The organism is Methanobrevibacter sp. (assembly GCF_017431965.1).
Classification (GTDB): domain Archaea; phylum Methanobacteriota; class Methanobacteria; order Methanobacteriales; family Methanobacteriaceae; genus Methanocatella.
In genome coordinates this window covers 1-24,545 of the sequence record NZ_JAFRKB010000065.1, presented here as the reverse complement: position 1 = coordinate 24,545, position 24,545 = coordinate 1, and the positions used below count along the sequence as shown (strand labels likewise).

The 24,545-nt window shown below is 37.3% G+C and carries 7 protein-coding genes; 2 read left to right on the top strand and 5 right to left on the bottom strand.

Features of this window, described 5'->3' with window-relative positions:
* Window positions 1-9 precede the first annotated feature (9 nt).
* Window positions 10-177 (top strand): rubredoxin, encoded by a 168-nt coding sequence (locus IJI93_RS09405; RefSeq protein ID WP_292822428.1) that lies wholly within the window; start codon window positions 10-12, stop codon window positions 175-177.
* 190 nt (window positions 178-367) lie between these two features.
* Window positions 368-1,084: a DUF4012 domain-containing protein gene (locus IJI93_RS09400; RefSeq protein ID WP_292822426.1), complete on the top strand. Its 717-nt coding sequence runs from the start codon at window positions 368-370 to the stop codon at window positions 1,082-1,084.
* An 84-nt stretch (window positions 1,085-1,168) separates the two neighbouring features.
* Here the strand turns inward: IJI93_RS09400 and glmM are convergent, their stop codons facing one another.
* The 5 genes from glmM to IJI93_RS09375 all read right to left on the bottom strand — a co-directional run bounded on the left by glmM (window position 1,169) and on the right by IJI93_RS09375 (window position 24,502).
* Window positions 1,169-2,506 carry a phosphoglucosamine mutase gene (glmM, locus tag IJI93_RS09395; protein ID WP_292822424.1) on the bottom strand — a complete coding sequence of 446 codons (1,338 nt, stop codon included), beginning with the start codon at window positions 2,504-2,506 and terminating at the stop codon, window positions 1,169-1,171.
* A gap of 8 nt (window positions 2,507-2,514) precedes the next feature.
* A complete protein-coding gene (locus IJI93_RS09390) occupies window positions 2,515-3,753 on the bottom strand; it encodes a 2,3-bisphosphoglycerate-independent phosphoglycerate mutase (protein ID WP_292822422.1) in 1,239 nt (412 codons plus the stop codon).
* A gap of 124 nt (window positions 3,754-3,877) precedes the next feature.
* The gene (locus IJI93_RS09385; protein WP_292822420.1) at window positions 3,878-5,062 is read right to left on the bottom strand and encodes a coenzyme F420-0:L-glutamate ligase; all 1,185 of its coding nucleotides are present in this window, start codon (window positions 5,060-5,062) and stop codon (window positions 3,878-3,880) included.
* A gap of 146 nt (window positions 5,063-5,208) precedes the next feature.
* Window positions 5,209-5,907, bottom strand: a complete 699-nt coding sequence (locus tag IJI93_RS09380) for a TIGR00297 family protein (protein WP_292822418.1) — start codon at window positions 5,905-5,907, stop codon at window positions 5,209-5,211.
* Between the two features lie 268 nt (window positions 5,908-6,175).
* Window positions 6,176-24,502, bottom strand: a complete 18,327-nt coding sequence (locus IJI93_RS09375; protein ID WP_292822416.1) for an Ig-like domain repeat protein — start codon at window positions 24,500-24,502, stop codon at window positions 6,176-6,178.
* Between the last annotated feature and the right edge of the window lie 43 nt (window positions 24,503-24,545).

Sequence of the window (24,545 nt, the reverse complement as noted above, 5' to 3'; positions counted from 1 at the left end):
ATTATTAAAATGACTATATATGTATGTCTACACTGCGAATATCGTTTTGACTCAGAAAAAGGCGACCCTGCATACAACATTCCTGCTGGAAAAACTCCTGCAGACATGCCAGATGACTGGGTTTGCCCAGAATGTGCTGCTCTTGGAGTGGACGCATTTATTGCGGAAGATGACTAAGCTCATCTTCTTCAAATCTTTTTTTAAAAAATTCAATATTTTTTATCATTTTTATAATTAATCAGTTGATTTTTTAAAAACATTTAAATAATAAAATATATAATTAAATTACAGAAACATTTAGTTTCATTTTTTAAAAAAATTTATTTTAATAATTGAATTTCACTTAAAAAAATTAGGTTTGTGCACCATGATAAGAACAAAAAAATTAATAATAGGTATCTTACTTGTAATTCTTTTAGGATTATTGATGGTAATCTATGGAGCACTGTTCATGACTCCGGATTTAACTATGGAAAGTAAGAATATTCTAGTATTAGCTTCTGATAAAACCGAACAACCTAATGGTTCTGTGGATATGGCATTCATGGTTCATTTAGAAAATGGATCATTGAAGAATTACACCCCAGTATATCCTGGAGGAATGACTCACCCTACACAAAAGGCACCCGGTGGGCTTAGCGGAAAGATGTTCCTGCACGACTGTCTATGGGACGGGGCAGACCAGGGTATGGAATATGCTAAAGAAATCGTAGAGGCAAATACCGGAATGAAAGCCGATGCTGTAGTTGTTGTTTATGATGAAGGTTTGGATAATGTTATTGACTCAATTAGACCACTCATGGTAGATGGTGTTGAGAAAAACATTAGTGCAACCGACATTATTCGTGAAAACGATGCTTACAATGGTTATCCTGGAAACGAAAACGTTCAAGGAAACATGTCAAGAGGAGATGCAGTAATGGAATTGGCTAAAGCACTTTCTCAAGCTGCTAAAGATCCTACCAAGAAAACTACCATGGTACAAAAAGCATTGGACGAATATGCAAAAGGAAATATCCTTATGAAACCTGAAGGTTCATTTACAAAATTATTAGCTACAAAAGGATTTGAAAATTTAACTTAAATCTTTGAAGAATTAATTTAATTCTTTAAAGAACTTTTTTTTATTTAACACTTTAAAAAATAGATAAATAGAAGAAAAGATCTTCTATAAGTTTTCATTAATTATTTTTACACAAGTTTCTTTAATGGATTGTGCTCTTTTTTGGTCCCTGGACTCCAAAGTTATTCTGACATAATCTTCAGTACCGGAAGGCCTCACTAAAACCCAACTGTCATCATCGAAAGTTAGCCTTACACCATCAATTGAATTAATCTCGCGAATATCATCAAAAGCGGAAGACAGCAACTCTTCCATGTTTTCCATTACTTTGATTTTAGCTTCTTTAGAGCAGATTATCTTTTCACGTATGTTTGGATATGATGGAATTTGAGCAAGCAAATCAGACAATTTACCATCCCTTGAAACGATTTCCGCCATTCTCAAACCAGATAAAATTCCATCAGGACACATGCAGAAATCAGGATGCAGCCAAGTTCCAGACGGTTCCCCTCCGAAGCTTGCATTTTTTTCTATGATAACTTCAGCAACATTAACATCCCCGACAGGAGTTCTTAAAACCTCTCCTTTAACTGATTCATCCATACATAAACCTGCATCAACGGTTGTTACAATATCTCCATCGAATTCCTTTGATATTAAAGCAAGCAGTGAGTCGAATGGTGATATGTTACCCTGCTCATCAACTGTAATCATCCTGTCGGCATCGCCATCGTGAGCTATTCCAAGGTCTGCTCCAATGGCAACAACGGTTTTCATCAATGTTTGTAGGTTTTCAGCATTAGGTTCGGGTTTTCGTCCTGGGAAAAATCCGTCAGGTTGGGAGTTGAGCGTAGTTACTACACATCCTGCCTTTCTGAACACTAAAGGTGATATTTCGCTTCCGGCACCTGATGCACAGTCAATAACCACTTTCAAACCTGGTTTGATATCGACCATATCGACTAAATCGTCAATATATTCCCCTTTGATTTCTTCATTAACATTCAATTTTCCGACTTTGTCCCAAGTTACTGAAATATAATCCTTATTTGCATATATTTCCTCAATTTTCGCTTCCTGAGCGGAGGTGTATGCCATACCGTTTTTATTCCATAATTTAATTCCGTTGTATTGGGACGGATTATGGGATGCAGTCAACATTATTCCCGCATCGGCATCTAATTTTTCAGTGGCATAACCGACTAAAGGAGTTGGAACCATACCTATTTTAATCACATCCACGCCGCTTTCAAGCAACCCTGCACAGATGGCCTGGTCAAGCATTTTGTTGGTTGTTCTGGTATCATATCCTAAAACTACACATCCTTCGTTACCCAAATAGTAAGCTAATGATTTACCAACATTCAATGCAAGCTCGCATGTTACCTCAGAGCCTATTTTTCCACGGATGCCTGATGTTCCGAAAAGTTTTTTTGCCACCATATGATCACCTAAGCTCCAAATTTATGGGCGTAATTCATTAAATCCATCATAATGTTCATCACATCTGATCCTCTGATTCTGCAAAGGCCTCCTTTTGCACATGCAACTTCAGAGAATTCACATACATCATCCACCCTTACTTCAGGTCCCCTAATCAGTACAGGCACTGGGTCTCCGGAGTGGTTCATTACAGAAATCGGGGTTGAGTGGTCTGCTGTCAGGAATATGTAAACATCTTCAAGCTTAATTAACTCGCTCATTACAACCTCATCAACCTTTTCTATGAACTCCTTTTTCTCTTTGGTTTGGCCGTCGTGGCCGGCTTCATCAGCCCCATCGATGTTTATTAAGAAAAAGTCATGGTCTGAGTTTTTAACCTGGTCGACAATAGTATCACGAATATTATCCAAGTTGGTGTCAATTCCACCGGTTACATCATCCATTTCAATGATATCCATTCCCGCAAATCTTCCGATACCCATGATTAATCCTGTTTCGGCAATGCATGCTGAATTTACTTCATATTTATCATTTAATGATTCCACTACAGGAACTTCTCCAGCACCACGGGGAATAACTATATTTGCAGGTGGTTGGCCTTCTTCAATTCTTTTTAAATTAACTGGGTGGTCTTTTACCATTTCATAAGTTTTTACGACTAATTTATTCAATATATCTGCAGTTTTTTTAGCTTCAGGAGTTTCATCCAATGGTTTGACTTCTTTTGGCTTGTTTCCTTCAACCTTAGGGTCAGCATCACTGACCTTGCCTGAAAGACCTTCACCCCTCAATACCAAAACTGCCCTGTGACCGGTTGATTCCTTAAAAATGATTTTCACGTCAGGATAATCTTCCAAAACCATTGTGTTTAACACATCAACAATCTCTTTGGTTCCTTCCTTGATTCTGCCTGCACGCCTGTCTGTAACAATCAAATCTTCATCTGCTGTGGAAAAGTTACATCTAAATGCTATGTCTCCCGGAAGAACATCAACACCGACACCATTTGCCTCGAACGGCCCTCTTCCAGTATAGACCTCATATGGATTATATCCTAAAATAGAAAGGTGTGCTGTATCACTGCCCGGAATTATTCCCGGAGCTATTGAATCCATAATTCCTGTAATCCCCTCAGCAGCCATCTTATCCATATTTGGAGTATTTGCCGCCTGAAGCGGAGTTTTATTTCCTAATTCTTTAATAGGGCGGTCTCCCATACCGTCCATGATTAAAATAAGACCTTTCATAAATATCACCTAATTTATACTATAATAAATTCTATTGTTTATAGTTAAAATAATTTAATGAAAAAAATAGAAAATGCATGTTTTAAACACTATGAAAAAAAAGAAAAAAAGTGATGGTGATAATTTAGTCGTCTGCTAAATTATCGAAGTATCCTTGGATAAATATGACAGGTGTTCCCTTATCTCCTGAACCACTAGTCAAATCACATAATGAACCGATTAAATCAGTCAATACCCTTGGTGTAGTTCCTTCGGTAATCATCTGTCCAGTCAAGTCCTTATCCTTACTTCTGATTTCTTCTTTGATTGCTTCTTTTAGCTCATCGCCTTTCAAGTCAGCAAATTTGTTATCAGAAACATATTTTAGTTTAATTTCATTTGGATATCCAACTAATCCGTCAGTATGTGCCGGTGAAACAACAGGATCTGCCAATTCCCAGATTTTTCCAACAGGATCTTTGAATGCTCCATCACCGTATACCATTACTTCGATCTGTTTTCCGGTTAAATCAATTAATCTTTTTTGAACTTCACGAACTACTGCATCTCCTGTTTTTGGGAATAATTTTAATCTTTCTTCAGTTGCCTTGTTGGAACCTAAAAGTCCATAATCTGGGTTGAAACCAGAATCTCCAACAGGTTCTGATAGAACTTCATGCAATCCATATACATTAGCGCCCATGCTTTTAAGTAATTTAGTAGTTTTGTATCTTGTGTGGATATCACATGTTAAAATGTCATTAACATAATCAAGGATTGTTTTTACATCATTTGAAAATACGAATTCGACTTCACAGTCTTCACTTTCGATTAATTCGCGGTAAAAGTCAATCATGTTGATTCCGGTGAACGGGTGTTTCCATGAGCCGAAAGTTTCAGCATATTCACTTTCTGAAATTACGCTTCCCAAATTGTATTCACTTGCGTCTAAAATCTCTTCATCCAAAATGCCGTTTCCAACCTCATCTGCAGGGAAAGATGTTAAAAGGGTGATTTTATCCATTGCTCTTGCAATACCTTTTAAAATAATTGAAAATCTGTTTCTGCTTAAAATCGGGTTTACAACACCGATGTTTTTAGACGGGAACTTATTTTCCAAATCTTGGGCAACATCATCTACAGTTACATAATTTCCTTCTGAAATGCCTACAACCGCTTCGGTAATTGCAACAATGTCTTTGTCTCTAAATTCAAATCCTTCACTTTCTTTTGCTTGCATTAATGAATCTACAACAATAGTGGTTAAATCATCATCTTCTTTGATGATAGGTGTTCTAATACCCCGCACCACAGTACCAACACATCTCATTATTTGTTCTCCTAATCAATCTTAAGGGGACTAATTAAAAATCCCATTTATTTTATATCATTCAAATTATATAAATATTGACATTATTTTTTTCCATTTCCGAAAAATTATAAAAAAAGTTTTATGAAATTCAATACCATGTTCATCTAAATCAATAGGATTCCAACGATTGCACCGACAATTGTGGCTATTAAATTAACATGCTCATTGGTTAAAAGGTCTCTGTTTTCAAAAAGAGCTCCCAAAATACTGTCCATGAAACAACCGACAGTTCCTGAAATAATTGAGACTGAAATCGCAGCTATAGGATCATTGACAATCCCCAATAGACATGCGGCAATACCTATAATCGCAGCACCGACAATTCCCACTGTAGTACCTAAAACTGAAACGGCACCGTTAGTGCCGGGATCTACCTTTTGAAATGTTGTGATTAAACGAGGATTTTGGTCCAAAACACCAATTTCTGAAGCCAACGTATCTGCAGTCGCTGTAGCTATCGCTCCGATAAAACCTCCGACGAACGGCAGGTAAAATCCTCCAAATGCTGCCATGAAACATGCAACCACACCATTTGAAATAACATTTTTAGAGGTTCTCCTTCCTTCAAATTCCCCTAAAGACATTTTGTATTTTCGTGAATATTTTGTTGCAAGAAGAGACATAATAAGAAATAGTACAATCAATAAAAGCCAATTTGCACCTGCTGAAAAAATAATCACAATGCCCATTATAATCATGATGGCCGTGCCGAATATATCCAGAGATTTTCGTCTATATGTAATAAAACCCAAAATAAATAAAAGGATTACATATACCCAATTAACCATTATTGCCTCAACCATATTCATCACAACTTAATAAGTTATTACTATATTATTTTAGATAATATAAAAAGATTTACTTAATCTCCAAATGGTACCAAATCTCAAACCAATATAATGCAAATAACGATTAAAATAATTAGTTATTATAATGCACACCTATCAAATAATTAGTGCAATATGTAAAATAATTAAGTTAAATTTTTAAAATAGAAATAAAACAGACAGACACCTACATGAAACAATTATTCTTTTTAAATTTCTATAAAAAATAAGAAAAAATGAAGATTTATTTTTTAAATCTTCTAATTTTTGTAGATCCTATAGCGAGCAATACCAACAACAATGCCCATAACGGATTACCTGTCGGATAATCAGACAATCTGATTCCTTCACCATTCTGTTTGCCATCATCAGGAACTGGAGTTTCATCACCTTCGACCACAATTATGGCTGAAGTAGTGTTTCCTTCGTATTTTTTATCCCCAGAGTAGATTACAATGGCATCAAATGTACCTTCAGGCAAATCAGGAATCTTGATTACAGCCTTTCCGTCTGTTATCTCTTCAGTATAATTTTTACCATTGACAATGATAGTTATGGTACCTGTCGCATCTTCAGGAACGTTGACAACAACAGTTGCGTCATCCCCAACGACAATTACATCACCAATAGCGGTTGTAGGAGCACTGGATTTCTCCACTGTAAATGAAGTGTATGTAGTGCATGGCAAGTACTTGTCATCACCTTCATAAGTTACATTAACATCATATTTGCCGCTTGGAAGCTCTGGAATGATGATTTTAGCCTTACCGTTGACAATGTTTCCATAATATCCTATTCCATCGATTTCAACTAATACGCGACCGGTTGCATCTTCAGGAACCTCTACAGTAATGACTTCATCTTTACCTACTGTAATATTAACTGAAGATGCATTTGCAGTTGCATCATTTTTGTATACTGTGAATTGAGCAGTGGTTGAATTGAATACATAATTGTCATCCCCTTCATATTTGACTGCAACAGTTTTGTTGCCTGCCGCCAAATCAGGGACATTGAATATTGCTTTTCCATTTGAGATAGGTGCAGAATATTCCTTACCGTTTATTTCAATTATGATATTTCCGGTAGCACCTTCAGGGACATTGACTGTGATTTCAGCAGTTTCGCCAACTTTGATATCAGATACTTCCACACTGATTGGAGTATCGTATTTTGGAATGTTAACAGTAGCTGTTGTGGTTTCACCTTCATGAGTGTCATCACCTGAATATATTACTTCAATATCATGTTTTCCAGGGGTTGCATTTTCCAGATTAACTACTGCGACACCATCAACGACCTGCGCGGTATAAGTGTCATTTCCAACTTTAATGGTTACATTACCTGTAGCATTATCGCCAACAACCACAACAACAGTGCCGTTACCTTGATCGATTACTTCAATATCTGTGCTTTGTTTGGTTACAACGAAAGTAGTGGAATTTGAAGATGGCAAGTATTTATTATCTCCATTATATGTTACCTTGACAACATATTCTCCTTTAGGTAAATCCAAAACAACAAATATTCCCTTACCGTCACTTACAGCAACTGAATATTCAGTTCCATTGATTATGACTGTTACATTTCCTGTTGCATCTTCAGGAACTGTTAATCTGATTACTTCAGCATCGCCTACTGTAATGTCTTCAGCGGTTGGAATAACAAATGAAGGAACCTTATATACTTTGAAGATTGAAGTGTTTGAACTTCTTTCGTATTTGTCATCTCCAAGATATGTTAAGGACACATCATAAGTTCCATCAGGCATGCGAGGTATTTGAATTGTGCCGACACCATCAGTCACATTTGCATAGTATCCTACACCATCAATATCTATTAATACTTGTCCTGTTGCATCCTTAGGAACGTTTACTGTTATTGTTACATTTTCTCCAACATTAATATCCTCTATTGTGGCATTTACGAATGATTTGTTTTTGGATACTGTCACATTAGCAACTGTGTAGTTTCCAACGTATGAATCATCACCGGAATATTCGGCAACAATAGTCTTATTGCCTGCAGTCAGATTATCAAATTCGAATGTTGCTTTGCCGTCTTTAATTTCTGAAGTGTATTGTTTACCATCAATTGAAAGGGTTATGTTACCAGTTGCACCTTCAGGAACGTTTACGGTAATAGTGGATTTCTCTCCGACTTTGCTGTCTTCCACATCAATGCTTATAGGAGTTTCATGCTTAGGAACTGTTGCTTTACCATCAGCGGTAGCAGGATTATGAGTATCATCACCGGAGTAGTTTACCTTAATGTCATAAGTTCCAGGAGCAACATCGCCTAAATCAACGACAGCAACACCATCCTTAACCTCAGCAGTGACATTTTTACCATCAATTTCCACAGTCACATTACCGGTAGCATTATCGCCAACAATAACCACAACAGTACCGTTGCCTTGATCAACAACAGTAATGTCAGGAGTTGACTTAGCCTCCTTAACTGTCACATTACCGATAGTGTAGTTAGCAGAGTAATTTCCGTCACCGGAATACTCAACAACATAAGTCTTATTACCCGCAGTCAAACCATCAACAACAACAGTTGCAACACCATCCTTGACCTCACAAGGATACTCCTTACCATCAATATAAACAGTCACATTACCGGTAGCGCCTTCAGGAACCTCAACAGTAATGACAAGAGGCTCACCTTCAGTAATCTCAGAAGCATCAGCAGTAATCTCACTAGGATACTTAGGAACAGTAGCGCTGCCATTACCGGTAGCAGAAGCATGAGTATCGTCACCGCCATATATTACAGTGACATTATATGTTCCAGGAGTATTATTCACTAAATCGACAGTGGCAACACCGTCAATTACAGTTACATTGTAGGTTTCATTACCAACTTTAACAGTCACATTGCCGTTTTCAATTTCCGGAGCAACTATTGTAATTGTGCCGTTTCCTTGGTCGATCACTTTAATGTCTGTTACTTTAATAGGAGCTACTTCGAATGTGGCAGTATTGTTGCTTGGTTCGTATTTTTTACATCCATCAAATATTACATCAACAGTGTAGTTTCCAACTCCTAAATCCGGAAGCACTAATGTGCCTTGTCCACCAGAGACAAATACTGTGTGGTTTTCACCATTTACAGATACAGTAACATTTCCACATAAGTCCTCTGGAGTTGATATGTTAATGACTGCCTTGTCTCCTACAGTGATGTTTTCAACTGTTACATTGACAGTTGAAGGAACTTTGGATACCTTGATGCTTGAAGTATTGTTTGAAGCGAAGTATTTTTCATCTCCGAGGTAAGTTACATTGATTGGATATTCTCCGCTAGGCAATCCTTTGATTGTAGTGGAGCCTGTACCGTTATTAACTTTAATGGCATAACTTTCATTGTTAATATCGACAATCACATAACCTGTTGCGTCTTTAGGAACTTCTACAGTAATTTCAGCGTTTTCACCAACATTTATTTCCGGTTTGATTGTTGCATTTACTGTTGATTCATATTTGTCAACGACCAATTTGGTTGTAGTGAAGTTGGATGAGTAGTTTCCGTCGCCGGAGTATGTTACAGCAACGGTTTTATTGCCGTAAGCCAAGTCAGGTATTTCAAATTTCACAACACCGTCAGTAATGTTGTCAGAAGTGTATTTTACACCATCGATTTCAACAGTCACATTACCTGTTGCATTTTCAGGCAGGGTTACAATGATTGTAGCATTGTCTCCGACTTTGATGTATGTATCGCCATCAAGTTTTATTGGAGCGTCTGCTTTGGTTACGTTGAACTCTGCGGTTGCAGTTGCAGTGTTGTAGTTTTCATTGCCGTTGTAGGTTGCTTCGACATTATATCTTCCTACAGGCAAGTTATATACATCCAAGCTTGCATTGCCTTCATATTTTGGAACATCCCATTTGGATGCTCTAAATATGATTTCTTTATGGCCGTTTTCAAGAGAGATTGTTTCGTTGATGTCAGTGCCATTTATTGTGATTGTTACGTTTCCACTTGCGTTTACATGAACCACAATGTATTCCACATCACCATAAACGATGTTTTCAACTTCAATAGATATGATTGGATCTGCCTTTTCAACAGTGAAGTCAGCTTTTAGTGAAGTTATATTGCCTAAAGAGTCTATATAAGTTGCTTCAACTGTGTAATTGCCAGCATTTAACCCTTCAATTGGGAAAACAACCTTTCCGCCAGAAATGTCTCTAGTATCATAAGTCTCATTATTCAACTTAAGGGTCACAGAACCTGTTGTATTAATATAAACTGTGACTGTTTCAACATCACCATAAGTAATGTTTTCAACATCCAATACCATATTGCCAGTGCCCCAAACAGTAAATTGGGCAGTTGTTGCGTTGTTTTTGTATTTCTCATCTCCACCATACATTGCGACAACTGTCTTATCACCAGGAGCGAGGTTAGGAACTTCAAATGTAGCATTACCATCAGCAAAGCTGACATTATTATAGGACTTGCCGTCAATTTCAATTGTCACCGGACCTTTGATATCTTCCGGAACAGTGACGGTGATTACGGCAGTATCACCTTCATAAACAGGTTCTGCAACATCAATGATTAATGGAATATCAGCAGGATATACGTAATAATAGCAGCTCACAGACTTCACGGCGTATACGTTATCATCCAGGAATGCAATGACATAATATCTGCCAGTGCGATCCTTACTTACATTGAAAGTGGTTATACCGCCTTCACCAACCCTTTTGTTAACCCAAGTTCCATTAACATCAATAAATACGGTACCTGTAGCATTAGCAGGAACAACAACTGTGATTGTAGAGTTTTCACCGACTATAGTGTCAGTAGCATTGACGCTCATAGGATAATCAGTGACTTTAACTACCCTCAAAGCATAAACCGCCCAAACAGAATGCATTGTGTAATTAGTATCAATACCACCATGCCTATCATCATAGAAATCAGCGGTAATGTTGTATTTGTTAACAGGCAATACGTCAAGTGTGAATTCAGCAACACCATCAACAATAGGGGCCTCATAAACATAAGAAGGCATACCGTTACCGGCCACACAAATTGTTATATTACCAGTAGCATCCGGATTAATGTGAACATGAATCACAGCAGGAGTATTGGCATCAACAGTAACAGAATCAATAGTGATTGAAGGAGTTGCCCTATCAACAGTAAATCCTTCAGATGCAGTCTTATTCTCATTGTACTTGTAATTGCCGTTGTACTCGGCATAAACAGTGTAGTCACCAGCACCAGGCTTATGAACAGAAACGTTCACTTTACCGTCAACAATATCATATGTGCCAATCACTTCTGAATCAAGCCTGATTGTAATGTTTCCTTCAACGCCAGAATCAACATAAACTGTGATATTTGCATCTTCACCGTAAGTGATATCATCAACGTCAATTCTGACTGTTGTGTTCAATTTAGACACAACAAATGTTGCATTGGTTACATTTCCATAGTAATCGCTATTTTCAACATAAATTGCAGTCACATTGTATTCGCCGGCATTGAGTCCGGTTATATTGAATTGTGCAACACCATCGGTAATGTTTGCATAGTAGTGGTCATCACCAATATCAAGCAATATTTGACCGGTTGCATTGTTTCCTACAGTTACGTTGATTTGCTCAACACCTCCAACATTGGAGTTGGTTACATTAATGCTCAATGGAACATTGTTTTTGTCCACTCTAAATGAAGCGGTGGCATTGGATTCATTATAGTTTTTATCGCCGTAATAGAATGCTTCAACAATGTATTCATCAGCACCCAAGTTAGGAATTATGACAGTAAGATTATCAGCAGTGGTCTTATGTTCATATCCGTTTACGAATACGCTTATGTTTCCTGTAGCGCCAGGAGTCAATTCCAATTCAATGACTACATTTTCACCAACAGTAATGTTTTTAATTTCTTTAATTTCAAGTTCGCTAGCCACTTTGTAAACATAAAAGCTGCCATTACCCTCATGGGTGTAAGTTCTAGGTCCTGCATTTTCAATGTAAATTGCAGTTACATTATATTCGCCAGCTTCTAATAATGGCAGTTTCCATTCAGCTGAACTGCCTTTTACTGCAGGGATATATTGATTAATAGGTACGCTTTCATTTCTAATTACCTCACCATCAGCATTTGTAATGATGATTGTTAGAGTGTTGCCTGTCTGATCTCCAGTTAAATAAACTGTTACTTCCCCATTTTCAAATACTGAAACATTAACTGGAATAACACTCAATTCTTTTTCAGTATCGTAAACTTCGAATAATGTGTAATTGCTGTTTTCAAGGTATTTTCTGTTTTCTAGATATATTGCGGTAACATTGTACATGCCTACTGCAGGTGATTCGAGGTATAAAATACCTTCTCCATCATTTACATAAACAGTGTAAGTAGTGTTTACGTTTCTTTCCTTGAACCAGACGGTTACATTTACTTTACCGGTTATATCTTCCGGAGCATGGATAGTTATATTCACATTAGTGCCGTTAGGAATTATTCCGTTATTATTTACAGTAATGTTAACGAATGAAGTAAGTTTATCTACATTGAAGCTTGTAGTATTATTGCTTGGCAAGTAGTTATCGTCACCAATGTAGGTTACAGCCACATCGTAAAGACCGGCTTCAGTGACATTAATCGGAATACTACCTTGACCATCAGTTAAATTAATTGTGTAGTTGGTTCCGTTCACATTTACAACTACATAACCAACAGCATTTGCAGGGACAGTCACATTAATAATCACTTCACCATCAACAGTTGAATTGGTTGCATCCACCCTTATGAATGATTCATTTTTGACAACTGTGAAGTTAGCAGTAGTAGAGTTAGCAGCATACTTAGCATCTCCACCATAGATTGCAACAACAGTCTTATTACCATAAGTAATTGCAGGAACTTCGAAAGTGACCTTATCTCCATCAACAGACTTATTGACATAAGACTCACCATTGATTTCTATAGTCACAGGACCAGTAATGTCCTCAGGAACAGTAACAATAACTTTAGCAGTATCATTAGCATGAACAGGTTCGACAACCTCAATACTCATAGGAGTATCAGCAAGAGATACATAATAATTACCGATAACTGATTTGTTGCCATACTTAGCATCAACCAAAGTAGCGTTAACAACATATCTACCAGCAATTTCCTTAGTTACATTGAATACAGCCTTACCATGATCAACAGTAGCATTCAACTTAGTGCCGTTAACATCAATAAATACAGTACCAGTAGCATCCTCAGGAACAGTAACAGTAATAGTAGTATTCTCACCAGCTTTAACATCAATTGCAGACACATTCATTGGATAATCAGCAACCTTAGTCACATTTAAACCTTTAACAAGAGTTACGGAATTGACAGTGTAGTTAGTGTCAGTTAAAGCATAGTAATCAGCAGTAATGTCATATTCACCAACAGGCAAGACATCAATAGTAAATTCTGCAACACCATCATTAATAGGAGCCTCATAAGATTTACCATCCACAGTAATGTTCATAGTACCAGTAGCAGTATCATTAACATGAACAGTAATCACAGCACTAGTATTAGCATCAGTAATTGCTTTGTCAATTGTAATCACAGGAGTTGCCCTAGCAACAGTAAAGTTCTTAGATTCTGTCTTATTCTCATTATATTTGTAATTTCCATTATATTCAGCGTAAATTGTGTAATTCTCAGCACCAAGATCATACAAAGTAATATTGACCTTACCGTCAACAATACCATAAGTGCCGATTTCAGTATCATTCAATTTAATAGTAATAGTTCCTTCAACATCTTCGTCAACTGTGACAACAACATTAACCGCATTATCATAAACAGTATCGTTAACGTCTATTGTGACAGTAGTATTCAATTTAGCTACTGTGAAATTAGTCTTGTTGGAGCTAGGCAAGTAATTATCATCACCAAGGTAAGTTACAGTCACATTGTAAAGTCCATCTTCAGTGACTTTAACAGCAACCCTGTCCTCACCAGCAGTTAAATTAATAGAGTATTTGGTTCCGTTCACATCAACAACAACATAACCAACAGCGTTTGCAGGAACAGTAACATTAATTATTGCTTCACCATCAACAGTTGAATTGGTTGCATCCACTCTGATGAATGATTCGTTTTTAACAATTTCGAATGTAACTTCTGTAGTATCACCAGTGTAGTTTTCATCATAATCTAAAACAGCAGTAATGGTATAATTGCCTACGCCTAATCCTTCAAAGGAAACTACATGAGTTGCAGGGTTAGGGTATAGGGTATCACCATAATGCACTCCATTAAGGAAGAGATCGAAATTACCAGTAGAGTTAATAGTAGTGAATGTAATTACTACATCTTCACCCACATTATAAGTTCCTTCCTTATCTTTAACAGCGACAATAAGTGAATTATTAGGTAAAACAGTAAATTCATCGCCAGCAGTAGCATTGCCGTTATAATCATCGCTAGTAACAAACTCAACAGAGGCAACTTTAATACCTCCGGATAAGTGAGTTAAGTTAACATTTGCAACACCGTTAGATACAGTGCCGTTGAATACTTTGCTGTCAGTACCTCCTTTATTAGTGACAGTGACTTTGACAGTACCGTTAGCATTATTACCGACATTAATAACTGCAGTAGCATTAGCAGGATAGGTCACATCATCAATTTCAACAGTGATTTCAGGAGTGACTCTGGAAACAGTGAATTTGACATCATTCAATGTCAATACATTATAATTGCTGTCGCCATAGAATACGACAGTAGCAGTCTTATAACCGGCAGGCAACTTATCAGCATAAATCAATGTTTTTACACTGCCGTTGTACAGCACTTCATCTCCAACTTTGATTGAAACGTTTCCATTGAAGTCATCAGTGACATTGATGACAAATGTAGTGTTCTGCTCAACAGTAACATTGAATGCAGTTACTTCAGCATCCAAAGTAGCATTATCCACTGTGAATGTTGTGGAGTTTTTGCTTCCAGCATACCTGTCATCACCAACATAAGTCACATTGACCTTATGATCACCGCTGCTCAATCCGGAAGCGTTGAATGCACCTTTACCATTGACTATAGCAACGTCATATTCCTTGCCGTCAACAAGTAATTTGGCAGTAGTGTTGATAGTTTCATTCAACTCAACAGTAATGACCGCATCATCACCATAAGTAACAGGAGTTTTAACAGTCACATTAATATCAGTAGGGATTCTGTTAACATTGAACTGTTTTGCAGCAGACACATTAGCTTTATACTTGTCATTGCCCAAGAATGTGGCAACAACAGTAATGGTGCCATTATTAACCGGAGTGTATTCGTAAGTAGCAACATTAGAATCTGAAACATGCACAGTGTAGTTAGCACCATTAATAGTGAATGTCACATCACCAGTGACAGTCTCATTCAAGTTAGCAGTGAAAGTTACAGGACTATCCACATAAATAGCGGCCGGAACAGTAGTGTCATTTACAGTGATTGTTATATCATTTTTGATAACATTGAATGTTTTATTTGAAGTTGATCCATAATAGTTTTCGTCTTCATCCAAGACAGCGACTATTTCATAAGTGCCGTTAGGCAATCCGTTTTCGATTGTTACTTTATTGCCGGTAACTGTATATTCTTTACCGTTTATAGTGACGCTAACATCACCAGTGGAATTTATAGGTTTTAAGGTAATTACAATGTCTTGACCTACATAATAAACATCTTCCACAGTAATATTGATAGCTGATGTTCCTTTAGCAGTGACATTCACCCAGCCACCAGCAGTAGCTTCAACATACTTATCATTCTCAATATAAGTGACAGATACAGTGTAGTTGTCAACGCTTAAGCCTTTAACGGTTAAAGTAGCATTGCCTCCAGTCATATTGACAGCATAATCAACACCGTCAACGGTAACAACCAAAGTAGCATTGCGGTCAGCAGGACCGGAAATATTGATTACAGCATCCTTGCCCTCAATAATGGTAATATTTGTAACGTTTACAACAGGAGTGCGTTTAGACACTGTGAAGTTAGCGGTTGTTGAATTGAATCTGTACTTGTCATCACCAGAATAAGTTGCAACAACAGTCTTGTTACCGTAAGTAATTCCAGGTATGTAGAATGTTGCATTGCCGTTTACTGTCTTGTTGGTGAACTGCATGCCATTGATTTCAATGGTTACGTTTTCAGTCACGTCACTAGGAACGGTTACAATGACTTTGACGGTGTCATCAACATAGATGCTGGTGTCATTAACTACAGTAATGTTGATTGAAGGATATGTCTTGGATACAGTGAATACGTCATTAGCTACTTTGCTTGTGTAGTTTGCATCATTTACAGTAGCATTTACTTTATATACTCCTTCTTTAAGACCAGTAATGTTGAATTTAGCTTCGCCGTTTGTGAATGAATCATTGGTGTATTTAGTACCATTTACCCAAATGGACACGTTGGTTACACCCGCAGGAACATTGACAGTGATTATTTCATCTTCACTGACAGTGATGTTCATGCCAGTTACATTTATTTCATAATCAGAAATCTTGGACGGTCTAAAAGTGAATGATTTTGTACTTTCAGTGAAGTTTTGGTTGCCGCCGTAAGTTACTGTCATGGTGTAATCATTATAGTTTAGAGGACCATCGGTTGTAAATGTGACAACACCATTCATGATTTCTTTTGTATATTCTTTATCAAGACCTGTAATTGTTACATATTCGCCATCGATTCTGTCGTTGATGAAAATAGTTATAATAGCTTTTTCACCAGCAGTGGATGACGGAGGATATATTTGCAATGTAGGGTCTATCTTTTTAACTTCGAATCTTTCTGATTCGGTATTATTAATATTGTAATCGTCATTTCCATTATAAGTTACATTAACAGTGTAGTTGCCTGCAGCCAAACCATCAACAATCCAGTTGACCTTACCCTCAACAATCGGCAATGTAACGTTTCTTCCGGTTGTATCGTTGAGTTTGATTGTAATGTTTCCTTCAACGCCTGGAAGGACAGTTACTGTAATATTGGCGCTTTCAGTGTAGTTAATGTCTTTAACGTCAATTGTCACAGTGGTATTGATCTTGTCTACTCTGAATGTAGTGTCATTTTCAGCCACTGTGTAGTTGTCAAGTGCATCTCCATAGTATTTTATGTGTACGCTGTAATTTCCAACAGCCAAGCCATCAATAGGAATTACTGCAACGCCGTTAGTGAACTTATCTTGACCTACATAAATTTCATCATCTGTGAAGTTTCCGGTTAAGATTACATATCCTGTAGCGTTAGCAGGGATATTGATTGTAATGCTTTCAGTTCCATCAACAGTAATGTTTTGAGCGGTTACATTGACAATTGGAGTTCTTTGTTCAACTTCAAAGGTTTTCATGGACCTGTTTCCAACAAAGTTGATATCACCATCATAGAAAGCCCAGACAACCCTATTTCCAACTTGAGATGTAGTGGTATTGAATCTGGCTACACCATCAATAATCTCAGCAGTATGGAAAACATCACCAATATAAAGTGTTATATTGCCTGTTGCATTGACTGCTATGCCGCCGGTTGAATTTCTAACTGTTACGTTGATGTATTCATTATCCCAGACTAAGACATTGTGAGCGTCAATGACCAAAGTAGTGTTGACTTCATATACGATGAATGTGGCTTTTGCACTGGCTTTGTTATAATTCTCATCACCATTATAAATTACTTCAACAGGATATTCACCCACATTTAAATCATAAACATCTAAAGCTGCTTTTCCTTTATATTCTGAAATTGCATCAACAATAGCTCTTAATATTGTTGCTGGAACGTCACTTTCGCTAAGTTCAATTGTTTTGTTTCTGCCGTCTACAAAGATTGTCACATTACCTGTAGCATTTACAAATACTTTAATGTGTTCAATTTCACCATACGGGATGTCTTGAACTTCAATGACTATGGTTCTGTTTGCTTTATATACTTTGAATTTTTGTTCGGAACTTACAGCAGTATAGTTAACATCTCCAGTGTATGTTGCCTCCAATGTGTAGTTTCCGGCAGTCAAGTATTCCACTACAAATTCAACTCTGCCTTTATCCACAGGTTTTGGCACATCGAATGGATCTCCGTCAATCTTAATGCTTACATTACCTTCAGCATCTTCAGGAAGGGTTATGACAATATGGGTAGAATTGCCGTAAGTTACATTTTCAATATCAATAGTCATTTCAGGTGTTACTTGGCTTACTTTGAATAATGTGTAATTAGTAACATTATTATATTTGCCATCACCCTCATAGTATAGAGTTACATTATACTCACCGACAGGCAATTGTGGAAGTACAATTGATGCAGTACCATTATTGATTCTGCCAAAGTATTCTTTTCCATCAACAATCACTGAAACGACACCAGTAGTGTCATTTAAAAGGGTAATGTTGATTATTTCATTTTGAACGATAGTAATGTTTGTAACATTTGCTGAAAGTGTAGTGTTATATTTATGTACAGTGAAATCAGCTTCACCCATAGCAGGTTCTAAAAGTTTACTACCTTCATAGAATACGATTACCTTCTTAAATCCTGCAGTCAGATTAGTTGCGTTGAATTTTGCTGTTGCATTGTTAGCTCCCATGGTTAATGTTAAATTATGACCTTGATTGTCAAGATATAGAGTTACATTACCAGGTACATTATATCCATCCGGAGGAACGATAGTTACATTGATATAAATTGTATCATCCACCATGATGTCATATGCATTTACTTCAACGAAAACAGCCGCAAAGTCTTTTTGAGGCAAGCTATAATTGGTTGTATTGACTGAACTGTTATAGTTATTGTCATCATGATATATTGTCTTTACAGTGTAATTTCTAGGAAGCAAATCAGAAACCACTGTAGAACCAAAACCGTCAACAATTCTAACATCTACAAATCTAACAAGAGCTGTTGGATCGTTTTCATTATAAAACTCAACGGTTGCTGTTCCGTTAGCATCACCATAGAATTTGTCATTCCACTCATCGAAAATTGTAACATTCATGGAAATATCATACCCAATATCATCGAAAGTGACTGTTGAATTGGACTGTGCTTTAGTTATATTGAATGAAATTGTTGCATTAGATTCATCGAAGTATGTGTCACCCCAGTATTTCAAGAATACTGTGTGATTGCCAGCTTCAAAGAATTTATCTGCAGTGACATTAGTGAGAAGGTTTTCCAAAGATCCTTTACTGTTTTCGATAGTCATGTTTCCTTTAAATACATCATCAATATAAACAGAAACGTTGCCTCTTGCGGCCTGTCCGGTACCATTGCCCGGAGCGCTGATGTTTGCAGTGATTGTTGTGTTTCTATGGAATATAGTGTCCAATGCAGAAGCGTTAATATCACATTTGATTCTTGAAGTTGCCTCTATCATAGTATAATAATCTTCATTTGGAAGTCTTGCAGTTACATAAATATCATCCAATGAATATGGTTCATCTAAAATATCTGCAATACCCAAGTGGATTTTACCATCTGCATCTGTTGCATAAATGCCTTCATGCAATTTATTATTGTTTCCATCAAATATTTCAACGAGTATGCCTATACCTGCTTCAGGAACAGGGCTAGTTGTAGAAGTTTGACGAGTGGATGTAACCTCTTGCTTACCAGTTGATATATTATTATCAGTCCAATATGTAACATTATTACAATCCACACCTACACTATTTCCGGTAACATACATTGCATTTAAGCGATTATCTTTTCCTTCAAATAATATGTCGATAGTGCCTGCATCTCTATCAAAAGTTAAGTCCAATTTGGTGGAAGTTGCAGTATTTTCAAGAAGTACAGCATTTTTTAATGTGAAACTTTTTGATACAGAAATTGCAGAACCTCTATCCGCTTTATTTCCTGTGAAATTAGCGCCATCAACTACCAAATTACTGGTACTGTCAAAGACACATAAAGCTCCACCTTTATTAGCCGTATTGTTTATAAATGTAAGATTTTTAAATTCAATATTGGAAGCTTGTTTAACCTGAATCGCACCTCCACCATTGATGTTATATTTACCATTAGCTTGAGCAACATTATTTTTAAATATACAATTCTCAACTAAAGCTTTACGGTCATTACCACCATTAGATTGAATATATAATGCACCAGCTTCCTTAGAGGAAGAACAATTCTCAAACAGACAATTCCTTACAGTATAATTACCATTTGGTCTTAAATACATAGCTCCCCCTTGAGCCCAAACGTCTCCAGCTCCTGTACCGGATGTATCACCCTCAGTGGTGACGAAATTGCCTACAAAAATACAATTATCAACCAATGCATGTGTACTTTTATCCCATAAAATAGCTCCCCCATCCACTTTCTTATCAATAGTGGATTGAACGGAATTATAATAGAATTCGGAATTTTTAACAACACCTTTTGTTCCACCTTCAGACCAGTAAATAGCACCACCACCTCTTGTAATAGTTCCAGAAGTATCCCCGTGTGCAGTATTATTTGTGAATATACAACCATCAACAGTATTATTTTTAGAGCTGGATCCACCATACCAATACATAGCTCCTCCACTCAACTCTGCGAGGTTGTTTGTAAAGTTAGAATTAGATACAGTAGAATGTGAACCTGTGGAATAGATTGCACCACCACTTCTAAGTGCATGACCATTATTCAGTGAAGAGTACATAACAACACCATTATCCCCTTCCATATATACAAATCCACCGTCATATGCACTGGAATTTTCAAAGTTGGAATGGGAAACGATTGTGTCTATACCTTTGATGTAAATTGCTCCACCTAAATTATTAGAATTATATTTTGATCCGGATTTTGCGGAAGTTTCAGTGAAATTAGTAGCTCCAATAAATGTGCCGATACCTTCAATATATATTGCTCCACCGGCTCTTGCAGTGGAGTTGGAGAAAGTGGAGTTTGAAATATCAGTGTGATTACCTATAATATATATTGTACCACCATCTGCTCCTTCAGCAGCACTGTTGTTGAAGTTACAGCTATCAATTGTTACATTGTTTCCTGTGATGAATATTGTACCACCGGTATTATTATTATTTCTATTCTTGGTGAGACCACCTGTGAAGTTAGACCTGAATATATCTACATTCTCACCGATAATACTTAATGTACCTCCTTTAGAGGTACTTGGGTCATTAGGATCTCCGGCACTTGTACCTATATTATCAACAAAGGCACATCCATCAATAATACCGTCATGTCCTTTCCAATAGATAGCACCACCATCATCACCAGCAGTGTTATTGTCAAATGTGGAAGTATATACTTTACCATAATCTCCTTCTATGTAAAGTACACCACCGTCTTCAAATGAGCTACAATTATCAAAACTACAGTCTGCAATTAAAGTTTCATCACCAATGACATAAATAGCACCAGCATTAGAATCGGAAGAACAGTTATTGAATGAGGAGTCAGTGATATTTACGTTTGAACCTGTTACAAATATGGCACCACCGTCATCACCTGCAAAGCTGTCATTGAAGGTGGATTTGGTTAATGTAATGTTTCCTCCTACAAGACACATTGTTCCTCCTTTGGAGTTGGACTCATTAAAGCTTATTCCTTTATTGTTTACGGCAGTAATATTGTAGATATAACCGTTATTACCTTCCCAGTTAATTGCACCACCGTCGTCTCCAGCAGTGTTGTTGGTAAATATTGAGTTTGTGAGGTTATCATATTCAGCTCCACTAGCAAAGTTAATCGCACCACCATCCATGACTGCATGATTTCCATCAAATATTGAACCGTCAATTGCAGAATTTGTAGCACCTGTATCGAATGCGATAGCACCACCGTGACCTGTTTCTTTTTTAGTATTTGTATTATTGGCAGTACCTAACGCAGTATTGTTTTTGAATGTGGATGCTTCTATAGTAATGTTTGAACAGTCTTGTATGAATATCGCTCCACCACGGCCAACAGCAGTACAGTTTGTGACAGTGAGATTATATACATAGTTGTTACTGCCGGTGAACATGACTGCACCACCGTCACCACCGGTAGTGTTGGTATCCCAGTGACTTGAATCCCAACCGACATAGGTTACTCTGTCATCGCTGCTTGTAAAGCCTTTGTCTCCACCGTGAGCGTATGAATTTATAATAGTTACGTTAATTATTTGACCGTTATCACCGTCATAATAGATTGCACCAGCAGAACGGGCTGCCTGGTTGTCGGTGAATGTACAGTTAATCAATTTACCGTTGTTTGCACCTGCTAACCAGTCTACTCCTCCACCATTGGTACCTGAAGTACCGTTTATGAAGTTACAGTTGGAGAATGTGATGTTGTCCCCACCGGTCATGTATGCTCCACCACCACGGCGAGCGGACTTTGAGTTTATGAAAGTACAGTTATCGACAGTACCTAAATCTCCAGTCCAGTAGATGGAACCACCATCACCGCCGAAGAATTGATCAATCGCCCAGTCAGCAGGGGAAGCGGATTTTTCATTGCTTGTGAAATCATCTAATTTTATCCAATTTCCATTATCGTAAACATAAGAGATATATTGAACATCAGTTTTGCTGGATGAATTGTCTAAAACATACAATTTGCCTTCTTGTGGTGAACTTGGCAGCTCATCACCTTCTATAATTATTAAATCAGTACTCATGTTGAGAGTCATGTCATATTGATGGTATTCACCGGTAGCTACGTTATCAATGAATGTGGAATTAGCAACAGTACCGTTGTGACCGTACCAGTAGATAGCACCACCGTTTCTCTCAGCAGTGTTGTTGATGAATGTGGAATTTGATAAAGTTGAATCGTGAGCACCCTCATACCAATCTAGTGCACCACCGTTAATACCAGCATGGTTTTCAATGAATGCACTGCCGTCAACAGTAATATTACTACAGTCACCGTCTTCACTTCCTTGCATGTAGATAGCACCACCGTTACGGGTAGCATTGTTTGATGTGAATGTACTGTTTAAAACCTTACCATTAGCACCAGTCCACATGATAGCACCACCATGACCACCATAAGTCTCTCTACCATAGGAGTCATTAGCTAAAACATTACCTTTAGCAGTGTTATTGGTAAATGTGGAATTAATAATACTACCGTCGTGACCATACCAGTATACAGCACCACCGGACCTCTCAGCAGTGTTATTCACGAAATTAGAATTAGATAATATGGAATCGTGAGCACCTTCATACCAATCTAATGCTCCACCATTAATACCGGCATAATTTTCAGTGAAGTTACTGCCGTCAACAGTCATGTTACTACAGTCTATAGTCTTACCATCTTCAATACTACCTTGCATGAAGATAGCACCACCATTACGTGAAGCATTGTTTAATGAGAATGTACTGTTTAAAATATTACCGTTAAGACCGGTCCACATAATAGCACCACCATGACCACCAGAAGTAATGTTACCATATGAATCTGTGGCGTTTACAAGTCCTAAAGCCTGGTTGTTAATGAATGTTGAATTTCTGATTGTACCATCATGACCATACCAATATACAGCACCACCAGATCTCTCAGCAGTGTTATTAGCGAAATAAGAATTAGATAAAGTTGAATCGTGAGCACCTTCATACCAATCTACCGCACCACCATTCACACCAGCATAATTTTCAACAAATTTACTGCCGTCAACAGTAATATTACTACAGTCACCATCTTTACTACCTTGCATGTATATAGCACCACCATTACGTGAAGCATTATTCAAAGTAAAAGTACTGTTTAAAACCTTACCGTTAGCACCAGTCCACATAATAGCACCACCATGACCACCAGAAGTAATGTTACCATATGAATCTGTGGCGTTTACAAGTCCTAAAGCACTATTGTTAGTGAATGTAGAGTTTCTGATTGTACCATCATGACCATACCAATATACAGCACCACCAGACCTCTTAGCAGTGTTATTAATTAATATGGAATTGGAAAGTGTAGCATCATGAGCACCTTCATACCAATCAAGAGCACCACCATTCACACCAGCATAATTCTCAATGAATTTACTACCATCAACAGTAACATTAGTACAATCATCATTAGGACCACCATGCATGAAGATAGCACCGCCATTACGTGAAGCATTATTCAAAGTAAATGTACTGTTAAGAATATTAGCATTAGCACCTGTCATAACAATAGCACCACCATCACCACCAGATGTAATTGAACCATCTGGTCTTGGTCCATCAACAATACCTAATGCTTTGTTATTGATGAAGCTGGAGTTTGATATTGTACCATTATGACCATACCAATATATAGCACCACCACTACGTTTAGCAGTATTATTGGTAAATACACTGTCATAAACATAACCGTAAGTAGCATTATTAGCCCATTCAATAGCACCACCATTAATACCTGCAGTATTGTCAATAAATGTACAAAGTATAAAACCAGTATTATTATTCATAGGATTATATGAAGTATTGGTTAGATATGATGCACCACCATTTGACTTAGCAGTATTGTTAATGAAAGTACAGTTATATGCATAACTGTCCCAACCTCTCATTACCATACCACCACCATTACCTGGATACATATCAAACATACCATTAGCAGTATTTTCAATAAACTTGGAATCAGATATGACG